Annotated in this window: 13 protein-coding genes and 1 tRNA gene; 7 read left to right on the forward strand and 7 right to left on the reverse strand. The window is 56.7% G+C overall.

What is annotated here, in order from left to right; genetic code table 11:
* Positions 1-31: 31 nt before the first annotated feature.
* Positions 32-108: transfer RNA gene (locus OA238_RS19810), tRNA-Met, on the forward strand.
* A 166-nt stretch (positions 109-274) separates the two neighbouring features.
* Entirely contained in the window at positions 275-1654 is a 1380-nt protein-coding gene (locus tag OA238_RS19815) for an FAD-binding oxidoreductase (protein ID WP_015496571.1), read from the forward strand.
* Here OA238_RS19815 and hemC read toward each other — a convergent pair.
* A complete protein-coding gene (hemC, locus tag OA238_RS19820) occupies positions 1651-2616 on the reverse strand; it encodes a hydroxymethylbilane synthase (protein ID WP_015496572.1) in 966 nt (321 codons plus the stop codon). The two genes, OA238_RS19815 and hemC, sit on opposite strands and share 4 nt — an antisense overlap.
* Before the next feature lie 91 nt (positions 2617-2707).
* Between hemC and hemE the strand changes: the two genes are divergently transcribed.
* On the forward strand, positions 2708-3745 hold the full coding sequence (gene hemE / locus OA238_RS19825; RefSeq protein WP_015496573.1) for a uroporphyrinogen decarboxylase: 1038 nt from the start codon (positions 2708-2710) through the stop codon (positions 3743-3745).
* Positions 3746-3849: 104 nt separating this feature from the next.
* Here the strand turns inward: hemE and hemF are convergent, their stop codons facing one another.
* Entirely contained in the window at positions 3850-4746 is an 897-nt protein-coding gene (hemF, locus tag OA238_RS19830; RefSeq protein WP_015496574.1) for an oxygen-dependent coproporphyrinogen oxidase, read from the reverse strand.
* A gap of 118 nt (positions 4747-4864) precedes the next feature.
* On the opposite strand from hemF, the gene OA238_RS19835 reads away from it, so the two are divergent.
* Entirely contained in the window at positions 4865-5254 is a 390-nt protein-coding gene (locus OA238_RS19835) for a hypothetical protein (RefSeq protein WP_015496575.1), read from the forward strand.
* On the opposite strand, the gene OA238_RS19840 is transcribed toward OA238_RS19835, so the two are convergent.
* From OA238_RS19840 to clpS, 3 genes are read right to left on the reverse strand one after another with little or no spacing between them, the layout of a single operon-like run.
* Entirely contained in the window at positions 5255-6058 is an 804-nt protein-coding gene (locus OA238_RS19840; RefSeq protein WP_015496576.1) for an SDR family NAD(P)-dependent oxidoreductase, read from the reverse strand.
* Between the two features lie 44 nt (positions 6059-6102).
* Positions 6103-7041, reverse strand: coding sequence for a class I SAM-dependent methyltransferase (locus OA238_RS19845; protein ID WP_015496577.1), 939 nt, complete (start codon positions 7039-7041; stop codon positions 6103-6105).
* A gap of 25 nt (positions 7042-7066) precedes the next feature.
* On the reverse strand, positions 7067-7408 hold the full coding sequence (gene clpS / locus OA238_RS19850; RefSeq protein WP_015496578.1) for an ATP-dependent Clp protease adapter ClpS: 342 nt from the start codon (positions 7406-7408) through the stop codon (positions 7067-7069).
* A gap of 120 nt (positions 7409-7528) precedes the next feature.
* Between clpS and OA238_RS19855 the strand changes: the two genes are divergently transcribed.
* The 3 genes from OA238_RS19855 (at position 7529) to OA238_RS19865 (ending at position 10579) form a co-directional block, all read left to right on the forward strand.
* Entirely contained in the window at positions 7529-8224 is a 696-nt protein-coding gene (locus OA238_RS19855; protein ID WP_015496579.1) for an HAD family hydrolase, read from the forward strand.
* 289 nt (positions 8225-8513) lie between these two features.
* Entirely contained in the window at positions 8514-9866 is a 1353-nt protein-coding gene (locus OA238_RS19860) for a D-alanyl-D-alanine carboxypeptidase family protein (protein ID WP_044038552.1), read from the forward strand.
* A 20-nt stretch (positions 9867-9886) separates the two neighbouring features.
* Complete coding sequence (locus OA238_RS19865) at positions 9887-10579, forward strand: fumarylacetoacetate hydrolase family protein (protein ID WP_015496581.1); 693 nt, start codon at positions 9887-9889, stop codon at positions 10577-10579.
* On the opposite strand, the gene OA238_RS19870 is transcribed toward OA238_RS19865, so the two are convergent.
* Positions 10576-12162, reverse strand: coding sequence for an ABC transporter ATP-binding protein (locus OA238_RS19870; RefSeq protein ID WP_015496582.1), 1587 nt, complete (start codon positions 12160-12162; stop codon positions 10576-10578). The genes OA238_RS19865 and OA238_RS19870 overlap by 4 nt on opposite strands.
* A complete protein-coding gene (locus OA238_RS19875) occupies positions 12159-13304 on the reverse strand; it encodes an ABC transporter permease (RefSeq protein ID WP_015496583.1) in 1146 nt (381 codons plus the stop codon). The genes OA238_RS19870 and OA238_RS19875 overlap by 4 nt, the downstream gene beginning before the upstream one ends.

The following is a 13304-nucleotide window of genomic DNA, read 5'->3' on the forward strand; positions in this document are numbered from 1 at the left end:
CCCGCCCGCGACTATTCCGCCCGCTGTGTATGGCGTTATAGCTCAGTTGGTTAGAGCGAACGACTCATAATCGTTAGGTCCCTGGTTCAAATCCAGGTAACGCCACCACACTGCCTTTTGAAATGGAACACAGCGAGCGTCGTTTCCCAGAAACACGAGCCATCATTGGTGTGTGCAACGTCATACTCAACGCCGCCACACTCCGACTTTACCGAACACGACGACCCTTTGATATCACACCAAAGTGGCATACATTCAGCTTCTGGGGGACGCTATGGCACTACTGCAAGAATTTGCCGCTATTGTCGGCAAAGAATACGCACTGACGGGGAATGATACCGCACGCTGGTCAACCGACTGGACGGGCAAGTACTGCGCGCAGCCCGGTGTGGTTCTGCGCCCCACGTCCACCCATCAAGTGTCACAAATTATGACCTTGGCCAACGCACAACGCCAATCCATCACGCCTGTGTCAGGCCACACCGGACTGGTTGGTGGCACATATGCGCCCGGCGGTGTGATGGTGTCATTGGACCAGATGAACACCATCCATGACATCAATGCCACAACGCGCACGGCTGTCGTGGATGCAGGTGTCGTTCTGTCCTCCCTCCACGATGCGACAGACGCCGAAGGGCTTATTTTCCCACTCACCTTTGGTGCACGAGGGTCCGCGATGATAGGCGGGGTGATGTCGACCAACGCCGGTGGCTCAAACGTTCTGCGCTACGGAAATACCCGCGACCTGGTGCTCGGGCTTGAGGCTGTGTTGGCCGATGGTCGGGTCGTGGACCTGATGTCGTCCCTGCACAAAGACAATTCCGGCCTGAACCTGCGCCAATTGTTGATCGGCTCCGAAGGTACGCTGGGGATCATCACCAAGGCGGTGCTGAAACTTGCCCCGAAACCAATCACATATGCCACCGCGATGGTGGCCGTGCCGAAGTTGGACGATGCGCTGACGCTGCTGAACCGCGTGCAAGACGCGACAGGCGGCGCGGTGGAAGCGTTCGAATATATGCCGCGCCACTACATCGACGTCCACATGGCCCGCGTCGACGGCGCACGCGAACCATTTGATGTGCCCTATGATGTCAACATCATGATCGAGGTCGCCACAACCACAGACACAGATATCACCGACGCCCTGCAAACGATCATGGCTGACATGATGAACAGCGGTGCGGTCCTCGACGCCGTCGTCGCGCAAAACGAAACCCAGCGCCGCGCGATGTGGGACCGCCGCGAAGCAGCCGCTGAATTGACATTTTGGCGCAAGCCAATTGTCGATACCGATGTCGCATTGCCCCTCGATCTGGTGGGCTCCTTTTTGGAACAAGCGTACGCCAAAGTGGTTGAGGCCGACAGCGGCGCAGAACCGTTCTACATTGCGCATCTGGGCGACGGCAACGTGCACTACGGCGTCTATCCGTCCAGCGACGATGCAGCGCTAAAGGATAAAATTGTTGAAATCATTGAAGATGTAGTTGAAAGCCTTGGCGGCAGTTTTTCGGCTGAACATGGTGTTGGCCTGTCGAAACTGAACACCATGCGGCGTCGCAAAGACCCTGTCGCGCTTGATATGATGCGTAAGATCAAGGGTGTTCTGGACCCTAATGGCATCCTTAATCCCGGCAAACTGATCCCTGATTAGCCTGCTTGAACAGCCTCAAAGAAATCCGGCCCCGCTTGACCCAAAAGCTCTTGTGCCAGCTCCATACCCATCGCCGCGCCTTCGGACACCAATCCGCGCCGCTCACCGGTAAAGACCTGACTGCCATCGGGTTTCAAAATCTCGCCGCGCAGCCACATCTGATCACAGTCGATCATTGCCAAACCGGCAATCGGCGTTTCACAGGAGCCATCCAGCGCCGCAAGGAACGCCCGTTCCGCTGCCATCTGTTGACCCGCTTGCACATTGTGGATCGCCGCCAGCATATCGCGTGCGCGCAGATCATCGACGCGCCGTTCAATGCTGATCGTGCCTTGGGCAATGGCGGGCAACATATCGTCCAGATCAATGGCGCCAATCGCTGCATCGTGCATGCCCATGCGGTTCAACCCCGCCATTGCCAAAAACGTCGCATCCGCCAGACCATCGGCCAGCTTTTTCAACCGTGTCTGCACATTGCCGCGAAATTCAACGACGGTCAGGTCAGGTCGTTTCACCAGCAACTGTGCACGACGGCGCAGACTTGACGTGCCAACAATCGCCCCCTCGGGCAGATCGGCGATCCCCGCATATTTCACCGAAACAAAGGCATCGCGCGCATCTTCACGCGGCAAAAATACGTTCAACACCAGACCATCCGGCTGCGCCACCGGCATGTCTTTGGTCGAATGAACGGCAATATCGATGCGCCCCGCCAGCATCGCCTCTTCGATCTCTTTGGTGAACAACCCCTTGTTGCCAATAACCTTGAGCGGAATATCCGCGTCGATCAGCGAGCGATCATCACCGGAGGTCTTGATCACGCAGACCTCGAACGCGGACTCGGGCAAATCAAACGCGATCATCAAACGGGCGCGCGTTTCATGGGCTTGTGCCAGCGCAAGCGGCGATCCACGGGTTCCAATTTTCAACGGTGCGGCGGGTGAGGGTAATTCAAAATCCATATCGAACAATTAGCCGCGCGCCCGCGCCACTACAACCTCTTGACTCGGCACGCTCCAAAAGGGAGACGAAGCCGACCCTATGGAGGCCCCAATGAGCACGCAAAAACCCATTCTTCGCGCCCTAGCCGGGGAAACCCTGCCGACACCGCCCATCTGGATGATGCGTCAGGCGGGGCGGTATTTACCCGAATACAAAGCGACCCGCGCGCAGGCCGGTGATTTTCTGTCGTTGTGCTACAACCCAGAACTGGCCGCCGAAGTGACGCTGCAACCCATCCGCCGCTACGGGTTTGACGCCTCGATCCTGTTCGCGGACATTTTGCTGCTGCCCCAAGCGCTCGGCGCGGATCTGTGGTTTGTCACGGGCGAAGGCCCGCGTTTGTCGACTGTCACAACTGCCGATGAATTGAAGGCGCTGAAACCCGTCAGCGCCATCCACGACACATTGTCGCCGATCTACGAAACCATAAAACTGCTGACGGGCGAATTGCCCGACGATGTCACGCTCATCGGCTTTGCAGGTGCGCCGTGGACTGTCGCGACTTATATGATCGCCGGACAAGGCTCGCCAGATCAGGGCCCGGCCCACGCGCTGAAAGACACTGACAAAGCCGTCTTTGAAGGTCTGCTCGATCTCATTACCGACGGCACGATCGAATACCTGTCGGCTCAGATCAACGCTGGCGCTGAAGTCGTCAAATTGTTCGACAGCTGGGCAGGATCGCTGATGGGCGACGATTTCACAAACTATGCGATCAAACCAATGGCGCGTATTGTGGCCGCCCTTAAACAACGCCACCCAGACACGCCCATCATCGCCTTTCCGCGCGGCGCGGACGAACGTTACATCGGGCTGCACGATGCAATTGGGGCGGACTGCATTGCGCTGGACGATGGCGTCATGGCCCAATGGGCCGCCGACAACGTGCAAATCGACGGCTGCGTGCAAGGCAACCTAAAATCATCCCATATGGTCACAGGCGGTGATACGCTGGTGTCTGAAACGCGGCGCATTGTTGATGTTCTCAAAGGTGGACCGCACATCTTCAATCTAGGACACGGCATCACGCCGGATGCAGACCCGCAAAACGTGCAACTGATGATCGATACCGTGCGCGAGGCACGCTGACACCCCTCGTTCATCTTTGTAAATACAACTCGTATTTCGGTTTGGCGGCGGCGTTCGGTGAGGCGCTGCTGCCTCAACTGCACCATCTCAACAGTGTCGTCGCGTCAGACCCACTTCGCCATCGGCGGCAAGCTCATCAACACAGCATTCGCGTCATGGCCAGTTTCAAGCCCAAACTTCGTACCACGATCATAGACAAGATTGTATTCCGCATAGAGCCCGCGATGCACCAGTTGCGCATCCTTGTCCGCATCGGTCCATTTCGTGTTTCGGCGCCCCTCAACAAGTGGCTGATAGGCTGGCAAAAACGCCCGCCCCAAGTCCTGCGTCAAAGCAAAATCAGCGGCCCAGTCGCCGGTGCTGTAATCGTCCATGAACACACCGCCAACACCGCGTGCGCGGTTGCGATGGGGTATGTAGAAATACTCATCCGCCCAAGCCTTTAGCTTGGGGTAATGTGCCTCGCCGTGGGGGTCCAACCACGTCTGTTGCGTGGCGTGAAAATGTGCAGTGTCATCGCTGTATTCGATGCAAGGATTAAGGTCGGACCCGCCACCAAACCACCACGCATGCGGCGTCCAGAACATACGCGTATTCATATGAACCGAAGGCGTATGAGGGTTCTGCATGTGCGCGACAAGGCTGATGCCCGATGCCCAGAAGCGCGGATCGTCGGCCATGCCATCAAAACCCTTGCGCGCCATCATCGCGGCCTGTGCGCGCGGGCCCAACGTGCCATGCACGGTTGAGATGTTGACCCCGACCTTTTCAAACACACGCCCGCCGCGCATCACCGACATCACGCCGCCACCTGCGTCTTCTCCGGCGTCACCTGTACGTGTGGTTTGCGTGACTTCAAACCGGCCCGCTGGCAGGCCCGAAAACGGCCCGACAGCTTGTGTATCCTCAAGGTTTTCAAAGGACTGCACGATCTCGTCGCGCAGAGTGCGAAACCAGACCGACGCCGCCGCCTTTTCTTGTTTCATTTCGCCCAAGTCCATGTCTCGAAACCTTGTTATTGCTTATCAATGAGACGTAGCATTGATTGACCAAGCAGGGCAAACGTCCGCAACCGCCGAATTCACAACTGCGACCATATGGCTGCCAAAGGAAACTGACATGACCCGCTCGCCCTTTCTTATTCTTTCGCTTCTGGCGCTTACAGCCTGTTCAACCCCGCGCGAACAATGCATTAGTTCGTCAAACCGTCCCGTTGCCCAGCTTGACCGTTTAATCAACATCACACAGGGCAACATCAGCCGCGGCTTCGCTTTGGCTGAGGTACAGGACGTGCGTGTGTTGCGTGCATCCTGCGAAGGCACGAACGCAGATGGATCAACCTTCCGTTTCCCATGCGAAGAAACCGAGACGACGACCCGCCAAGAACCTGTGACGATCAACATCGCCGAAGAGCGCATAAAGCTCGCGCAACTTGAGAGCCGCCGTGAGCAGTCTGCCCGCGCCGCACAGGACCGCATTCAACGGTGCATTGCCGTCCATCCAGAATGATTAGTGCGCAGGCGCCGAAGCCGGATCAATCAGCGTGCGACCCCCATCAACGGTGATAATCTGGCCCGTTACAAAGCCTGATGCGTCGGACGCGAGGTATTGCACTGCGTCCGACACTTCACCAGGTCCTGCGATTCGGCCGAGAGGCGTGTGATCAATAATGTCGCTGCGGTATTCATCGTGTTCGCGCAACTCGCGCTTTAGGCTTGCCGACATGACGGACCCAAAGGCAACTGCGTTCACGCGGATCCGGTGCGGCGCCAACGCCACAGCCATAGACCGTGTCATCTGATCCAGCGCCGCCGTTGAAATCGAATAGCCCAGCAGATCAGGATTGGCGCGCCGCGCTGCGATAGAACTGAGGTTGATGATTGATCCGACGGATCCGTCTTCTTGTCCTTCGGCCTGCTTGATCATTCGTTTTGAAATCGCCTGCGTCAGGCGCAACGACGTCATAAGGTTTTGTTGTAGCAAGTTTTCTACCTGATCCTCTTTCGGGTTCAGCGGGTCGGACGTGATCAGTTGGCGTGACGCATTAACCAAAATATCGACCCTTTCGAAACTATCAATTGTCATGGACAACAAATTGTTGATCGACAGTTTTTGACGCAGATCACAGGCAAACGTCCGGTAGCGCTCGGGTTCAACTTTGGACGATCCAAGTTCCTCTACCAGTCGGTCTTCGTCCATATCTGCAAAGACAACATTGGCGCCTTCGGCGACAAAATGCCGCCCGATCGCGAGGCCAACACCATTTGCAGCACCTGTGACGATGGCGGTCTTGCCGGCGATAGAAAAAGACATAACAACTCCTGAGAACCAGACAGATTAGAAAAGGCTAAGCGATATTAGCGCTTGGGGCGAGTCGCACGAAAAATCTTGAACGCACCTGTTCCGGCGAGTTCTTCGACACGGGCAAACTTTGCATCCAATTCCGCCTCATAGGGCAGATGACGGTTGGCGACCATCAACAATGCGCCGCGCGGCTTCAGGATGCGCGCAGCAGTGGCGATGAAGCCCTTTCCAAGGTCGGGATCACCCGCCCGTATGGTGTGAAATGGCGGGTTGGACACAACGACGTCATAAGGTCCGCCACTAAATGTCAGCGCGTCGGTCCAAACAGGACGCGCGCGGGCATCATTGGTATTTAGGACAGCACAGTCCAACGCCACCTTGTCTGCCTCGATCATATCGAGGCGCGTGACGCCTTCATGGGTCAAAATCTCACGGCTGAGAAAGCCCCAGCCTGCGCCAAGGTCGGCCACGTCGCCCTTAAGCGCATCAAGGTGTGGGACTAATTGGGAGGAGCCGATGTCGATCTTCGTTTCAGAAAACACACCCGCGACGGTTTTGTATCCGTCCGGTGATGTGACGGTAACGTCCCAATCAGGGGCAGTGCCAGCCTCAAACCAGAACAAACGCCCATGACCCTTTGCGACAACGCCCATGATCGTGTTGGTCTTGCGGACGTCTTTGTAGATGCCCTCAATGCCATCAGTCTTTTGCCCGTCAACGATCACCAAACCACCGGCGGCAATTGCGTCGCTGATCATGGCGCGTGCAAGCGTTTTTGATCGCGGCACCACCAGAAGCGTCGCGCCGCGGCCTGTGCCGTCGCCAACCATGCCCATGGCCTGCCAATATTGATGGTCGGGATAAAACGTCGACTCGACACTGACATCGCTTAGCCCAGCCAGATCATAGCCAGCGGGCGGGCGCAGGATATGCAGCGTTCCAGTCAGGTCCAGACCTTCGTCCAGCGCAGTAAAGAGGCGAGAATATTTCATGATGAACCGAGCGGGCCACGCGCCCTCACTCTTTTTCCATCGTGCATTGCAGGGGGTGTTGGTGACGCGCCGCAAGGTCCATCACCAGCGCAACCTTGGTTTCCGCGATCTCATGGCTGAACACGCCAACCACCGCGAGACCCTTTTTATGCACGGCCAACATGATCTCGACCGACTGGTCATGGGTCAGGCTAAAGAAGCGTTCCAACACGTGGACGACAAATTCCATCGGCGTGTAATCGTCGTTCAGGATCATCACCTTATACAGCGGTGGACGTTTGGTCTTGGTCCGTGTTTCAAGCTTGATTCCGATATCACTATCGTCATCATCGTCCCGATCAGCCATCATGTAAACGTCTTGCAGCATGGTATTCCTTTGGCGAGAGTCACTGGTCGATTGTACATTCCGCGGCTTAATATAACCTTCATGGCGCCTATGAAAAGGGGCCTCGCATAACTGACGCATAACACAAGGCAGGAACACCCCTTGAGCAACAAAAATTGGACCATCGCATTCGACGCTGACGACACGCTTTGGCACAACGAACGCGGCTTTAAGCTGACCAAAAATAGTTTCTCTGAATTGCTGGCGGAATTCACGTCACGCGATGGCCTACAGGATCGGCTGTTAAGCGCTGAGCGTCGTAATCTGGGCATCTATGGCTTTGGCGTCAAAGGCTTTGTGCTGTCGATGGTCGAAACCGCGATTGAGGTGACGGACGGCGCGGTGCCCACTGACGTTATCGCAGAGCTGTTGTCCATGGGGCGCGACATGCTGTCGGACCCTGTAGAATTGATGCCCGGCGTGCGCGGCGCGATTGAACAGCTACGGCAGACGGCCGAGATCGTGTTGATCACCAAGGGAGATTTGCTGGATCAGGAACGCAAGCTGGCGCAATCGGGTCTGGGAGATCTGTTCGACGCGGTTGAAATCGTCAGTGACAAGACCGCCGATGTGTATGCCCGCATTTTCGCGCGCCACGACACGGCACATCAGATGATGGTCGGCAATTCGGTGCGATCAGACGTGATTCCCGCGATTGAGGCCGGCGCGTGGGGCGTCCACGTCCCCCATGAACTAACATGGGGCTATGAGCATGCAGACGCGCCCGTCACCCACCGGCGATTCCGCGAAATTTTCACGCTACGCGAGTTGCCGGAACTGGTCGCAACGCTCAATTGAGGCTTTTTATCTATCCGCCCAATTCCTGCCATAATCCACCATTTAGCGGTCAAAACAAAAGCCGACCCCCAGATGTGCCCCAAAGCCTACGATTTGTGCAGGTTTGCCACATCGAAACCCTTTGTATTTAAGGTATTTTCTGATCCACGGCCCTGTGCTAGCCTTATTCTATAATAAGAGACCCTATCAAAAAATCGGGGCTCATGAGGCTAAAGAAAAGGGCAGTGGCGTGAAACGTCGTATTCATAATCCCGTGTTGGCGGGCATTCTTCTATTGTCGAATCTCCTGATGGCTGCTTTGGCGCCTATCGCAGGTAATTCTGCACCCTACGCGGCCATGGTTATGGATGCGCGCACCGGTGAGATATTGCATTCGCGAAATGCCGACACCCAGTTGCATCCGGCATCGCTCACCAAGATGATGACGCTTTATATCGCGTTCCAAGCAATTGAGCGTGGCGAGATCAGCCTTGATGACATGATCACGATAACACCTGTGGCTGCAAACGAGCCGCCCTCAAAACTCGGACTTGTCGCAGGTCAACGCATCCAGTTCCGGTATCTGGTCCGCGCCTCGGGTGTGAAATCCGCCAATGATGCCGCAACGGCCATCGGCATTGCGCTGGAAGGCAACGAAGCCGCCTTTGCCCGTCGGATGACCGCCACCGCGCGCGCCATGGGCATGTCGCGCACCACATTCCGCAACGCCCACGGCTTGACCGAATCTGGGCATCTTTCGACGGCCCGCGACATGACAGTCCTGGGTCGTCATATGATTTACGATTTCCCGCAATACTATAACATCTTCAGCCGCCTAACGACAGACGCAGGCGTGCGCCAAGTGGCCAACACCAATCGCCGTTTCCTGAGTGCCTATCGCGGTGCCGATGGTATTAAAACGGGCTACACCCGCGCCGCTGGCTTCAACCTCGTGGCCTCTGCGGAACGTGGTCAGGAACGCATCATCGCCACGATGTTTGGCGGGTCTTCCACTGCACAACGTAACGCCCGTGTCGCGGAACTGCTCGATATGGGGTTTGCCCGCGCGCCGACCACCGCCAATATCAATCGACCTAGCCCCGTTCCCGCACAAGGGTCTGGCAGCCCAGATGCTCCGGCCCCCGGCACGACCGCGCGCACGGTTCGCGTGAACGGGTTGGTCAGCCGTTCACTACGCCCGAATGCGCGCCCTGCCCCAGAACAGCCTGCCGCCGCAATGCTTGTCGTAGATGCCGATGTGATTGAAGATGCCGTGACCGAAGTGCTGCAAACGGTCGCAACCGCACCAGAAGCCACCCAGTCGCCGCAAGCCAGACCGACTGGCGACGTTGTCCTCGCCGCCGTGCAACAAGCGAACCCAGCCCCGAGCGAGCCCAAAATCGTGACCCGCATTTCCACGTCAGGCAGTCGTCTTTGGGGGGTCAACGTCGGACGCTACAATTCGCGCTATCAGGCCGAACGGGTGTTGTTGCGTGTCGCGTTGAACGAAATGTCGACGCTTGATGGCTCACTTCGTCGCGTGAACCAATCTAGCAGAGGGTATGACGCGAATTTCATGGGGTTGACGCACGAAGGTGCCGAACTTGCCTGTGCACGCTTGCAAGCCCGCGGGACGACGTGTTTCATGATCGGACCAGAATAACCCAGCCCAAGGAACACGATATGTCCGTACTTGAAGTCCGCCCGCCTAACGCCCCGACCCTGCGCACCAGCACGGCAGATCACCACATCGGCGTCCACCGCATCTTTTGCGTTGGCCAAAACTATGCCGACCACGTGGCTGAAATGGGCGGCGATGCCAAAGCGGACCCGCCAATCTTTTTTATGAAACCAAACAGCGCAGTGGTGCAATCGGGCGCGACAATCCCGTTCCCGCCTGCAACTGAAAACCTGCATCATGAAGTTGAGTTGGTTGTCGTTCTGAAGACAGGTGGCACGGACATCACAGCAGACGACGCGCTGTCGCATGTTTATGGCTACGCCGTCGGCAACGACCTGACCCGCCGCGATATTCAAACAGCCGTAAAATCCAAGGGTTTGCCTTGGGACATGGCCAAGGGGTTCGACAATTCCGCCGTGATCGGAACCGTGCATCCCGTAGCAGAGGTCGGACATCCAACCACAGGTGCGGTGACGTGTTCTGTTGACGGCCAATCCCGACAGAGCGGCGATTTGACCCAAATGATCTGGTCTGTGCCAGAAATCATCGCGACATTGTCGACGCTGGTGACGTTACAAGCGGGCGACATCATTATGACTGGCACACCGGCTGGTGTGGGGCCAATTGCGCGCGGTCAGACATGTCTTTGTGAAATTGCAGGACTAAGCAACGCGTCCGTCACGTTTGAAGCCTAGCCAAAGGCCGCTTTCATCAACTCGCGGGTATAATCGTTCTGCGGCGCATCAAAAATTGCGTCCGCATCGCCTGCTTCGACAACATCCCCGCGTTTCATCACCATCACCTTATGCGACAGTGCGCGCACGACCTTTAGATCGTGTGAGATGAACAGATACGCCAGTTGGTATTTCTGCTGAAGATCACGCAACAATTGCACGATTTGAACCTGCACCGTCATATCCAGCGCCGATGTCGGTTCATCCAGCACCACCAGTTTGGGGCGCAAAATCATCGCACGGGCAATCGCGACCCGCTGACGCTGACCACCCGAAAATTCGTGCGGGTAGCGATCCATCAACGCAGGATCAAGCCCGACTTCGCCCATAATCTCAGCAACCATTTGGCGTGAGGGTTTGCCCGCAGCGGTTCCATGCACAGTCAGCCCCTCGGCAATGATCTGTTCGACCGTCATGCGCGGCGACAGCGATCCGTAGGGGTCCTGAAACACGATCTGCATCTCGGATCGCAAGGGGCGCATTTGGCGATCCGAAAGCCCGTGCAAGTCATGCCCCATGAACACGATTCGCCCCTCGGAGCGGATCAGCCGCATCATCGCCAGCGCCAGTGTTGTTTTACCAGAACCGGATTCACCGACAATTCCAATAGTCTCCCCGGCCCGAACGCTGAAGTTAGCGTCATTGACGGCCTTCACGTAGCCAGTTGTCCGGCGCAAAAGACCTGTTTGCAGCGGGAACCAGATTTTGAGGTTCTCTGCCTCAGCCACGATTTTTGCGTGCGGATCAACGGCGATAGGCACACCTGTGCTTTCCGCCTCAAGCAGGGCCCGCGTGTAGGGATGTTGTGGGTTGGCAAAAATTTCGGCGGTGAGGCCGTGTTCGACGATTTCACCATCCTTCATCACGCAAACACGGTCGGCGATTTTACGCACGATTGTCAGATTGTGGGTGATGAACAGCATCGACATATCAAGGTCGCGTTTCAGGTCCGCCAGCAGATCAAGAATTTGCGCCTGAATGGTCACGTCCAGCGCTGTGGTCGGTTCATCCGCGATCAACATTTCCGGCCCGTTCGCCAGCGCCATCGCGATCATCACGCGCTGGCGTTGCCCACCAGATAACTGATGCGGATAGGCCCCGAGGCGGGATGAAGCGTCGTGGATGCCGACCTGTTCCAGCAATTGAATGATCCGCACCCGCACAGCATCACCGCGCAAACCTTGGTGCAATTCAATGCTTTCACGCAGCTGTTTTTCAATGGTATGCAAAGGATTAAGCGACGTCATCGGTTCTTGAAAGATGAAACTTATGTTGTTGCCGCGTACGCGTTGCAGGTCCTTTTCGGACGCGCCGACCATCTGGGTCCCGTTGTAGGTGATGGACCCGCCAACAGTTGCACTGTCGCCCAGCAGTTGGACCGTCGACAAGGCGGACACTGATTTACCAGACCCTGATTCACCCACAATGGCGACCGTTTCGCCCTTATCGACATGAAACGAAATTCCGCGCACGGCGTGGGTCGTTTCCCCATCTTGGCGAAAATCAACGGTGAGGTTTTGAACGTCAAGAACGCGCGCGATCATGAAAATGTCTTTCGTGGATCGAACGCGTCACGTACGCCTTCAAAGATGAATACCAGAAGCGACAGCATGATCGCGAAGGTGAAGAATGCGGTGAAACCCAGCCACGGGGCCTGAAGGTTCTGTTTGGCTTGCAACGTCAATTCGCCAAGTGACGGCGCCGAGGACGGCAAACCAAAGCCCAAGAAATCGAGCGACGCCAACGTCGCAATCGTGCCCGTGATCAGGAACGGCAGCATCGTGACGGTTGCCACCATCGCGTTGGGCAACATGTGGCGGAACATGATAGTGCGGTCGCTGACGCCCAGCGCTTTGGCCGCGCGGACATATTCAAAATTGCGCGCGCGCAGGAATTCGGCACGCACCACGCCCACCAGCGCGGGCCAGCCGAACAAGATAGTGAGGAAGACCAGCAGCCAAAAACTTCGCCCTAAAATCGCGAACAGAATAATGATCACGTAAAGCGACGGGGTTGAGCTCCAAATTTCCAGCAAACGTTGGAAAACAAGGTCGACCCAGCCGCCAAAATAGCCCTGAACAGCGCCTGCGATAATACCGATAACCGACGCAATGGATGTCACGATAATCGTAAACAGGATCGACAAGCGAAAGCCGTGGATCACCCGCGCAACAACGTCGCGTTTGGTATCATCCGTGCCAAGCCAGTTGTTGGCGTCGGGCGGTGACGGGGCCACGCCGGGGATGTCGACGATGGTATTGTAGCTGTAGGGCACCAGCGGCCAGAACAACCAGCCCTTTTGAAACCCATCATCGTCAATGGCGCCGGTTTGCGCCGCCGTGATCAGCGCTTCGGGATCATCAAAACACGTCTCAAGTCCGCCTGTTTCGATCAGACAGCGCACTTCGATATCTTTGTATTCAGCCTCGGTCGGGAAATCACCGCCGTAGTCCTGTTCGGAATAAAAACTGAAGATCGGCATGCGGATTTCGCCGCGGTAACTGACCATGATGGGTTTGTCATTGGCAAGGAATTCCGCGAACAGCGATGCCCCGAACAAGAAAAGGAAGATCCACAGCGACCAGTAGGCACGGCGGTTTCGCGTGAAGTTTTTCCAGCGCCGTTTGTTCAGGGGTGACAGAGCGAAACGGCCCTTTTTCGGGGGGGGGGGCATGGCGGTTTGCAT

It is taken from the genome of Octadecabacter arcticus 238 (genome assembly GCF_000155735.2).
In the GTDB taxonomy this organism is placed as follows: Bacteria; Pseudomonadota; Alphaproteobacteria; order Rhodobacterales; family Rhodobacteraceae; genus Octadecabacter; species Octadecabacter arcticus.

Coding starts and splice junctions, on each gene's coding strand:
- OA238_RS19815 (WP_015496571.1), top strand. CDS start 275: ATGGCACTACTGCAAGAATTTGCCGCTATTGTCGGCAAAGAATACGCA.
- hemC (WP_015496572.1), bottom strand. CDS start 2,616: ATGGATTTTGAATTACCCTCACCCGCCGCACCGTTGAAAATTGGAACC.
- hemE (WP_015496573.1), top strand. CDS start 2,708: ATGAGCACGCAAAAACCCATTCTTCGCGCCCTAGCCGGGGAAACCCTG.
- hemF (WP_015496574.1), bottom strand. CDS start 4,746: ATGGACTTGGGCGAAATGAAACAAGAAAAGGCGGCGGCGTCGGTCTGG.
- OA238_RS19835 (WP_015496575.1), top strand. CDS start 4,865: ATGACCCGCTCGCCCTTTCTTATTCTTTCGCTTCTGGCGCTTACAGCC.
- OA238_RS19840 (WP_015496576.1), bottom strand. CDS start 6,058: ATGTCTTTTTCTATCGCCGGCAAGACCGCCATCGTCACAGGTGCTGCA.
- OA238_RS19845 (WP_015496577.1), bottom strand. CDS start 7,041: ATGAAATATTCTCGCCTCTTTACTGCGCTGGACGAAGGTCTGGACCTG.
- clpS (WP_015496578.1), bottom strand. CDS start 7,408: ATGCTGCAAGACGTTTACATGATGGCTGATCGGGACGATGATGACGAT.
- OA238_RS19860 (WP_044038552.1), top strand. CDS start 8,514: ATGGCTGCTTTGGCGCCTATCGCAGGTAATTCTGCACCCTACGCGGCC.
- OA238_RS19865 (WP_015496581.1), top strand. CDS start 9,887: ATGTCCGTACTTGAAGTCCGCCCGCCTAACGCCCCGACCCTGCGCACC.
- OA238_RS19870 (WP_015496582.1), bottom strand. CDS start 12,162: ATGATCGCGCGCGTTCTTGACGTTCAAAACCTCACCGTTGATTTTCGC.
- OA238_RS19875 (WP_015496583.1), bottom strand. CDS start 13,304: ATGCAAACCGCCATGCCCCCCCCCCCGAAAAAGGGCCGTTTCGCTCTG.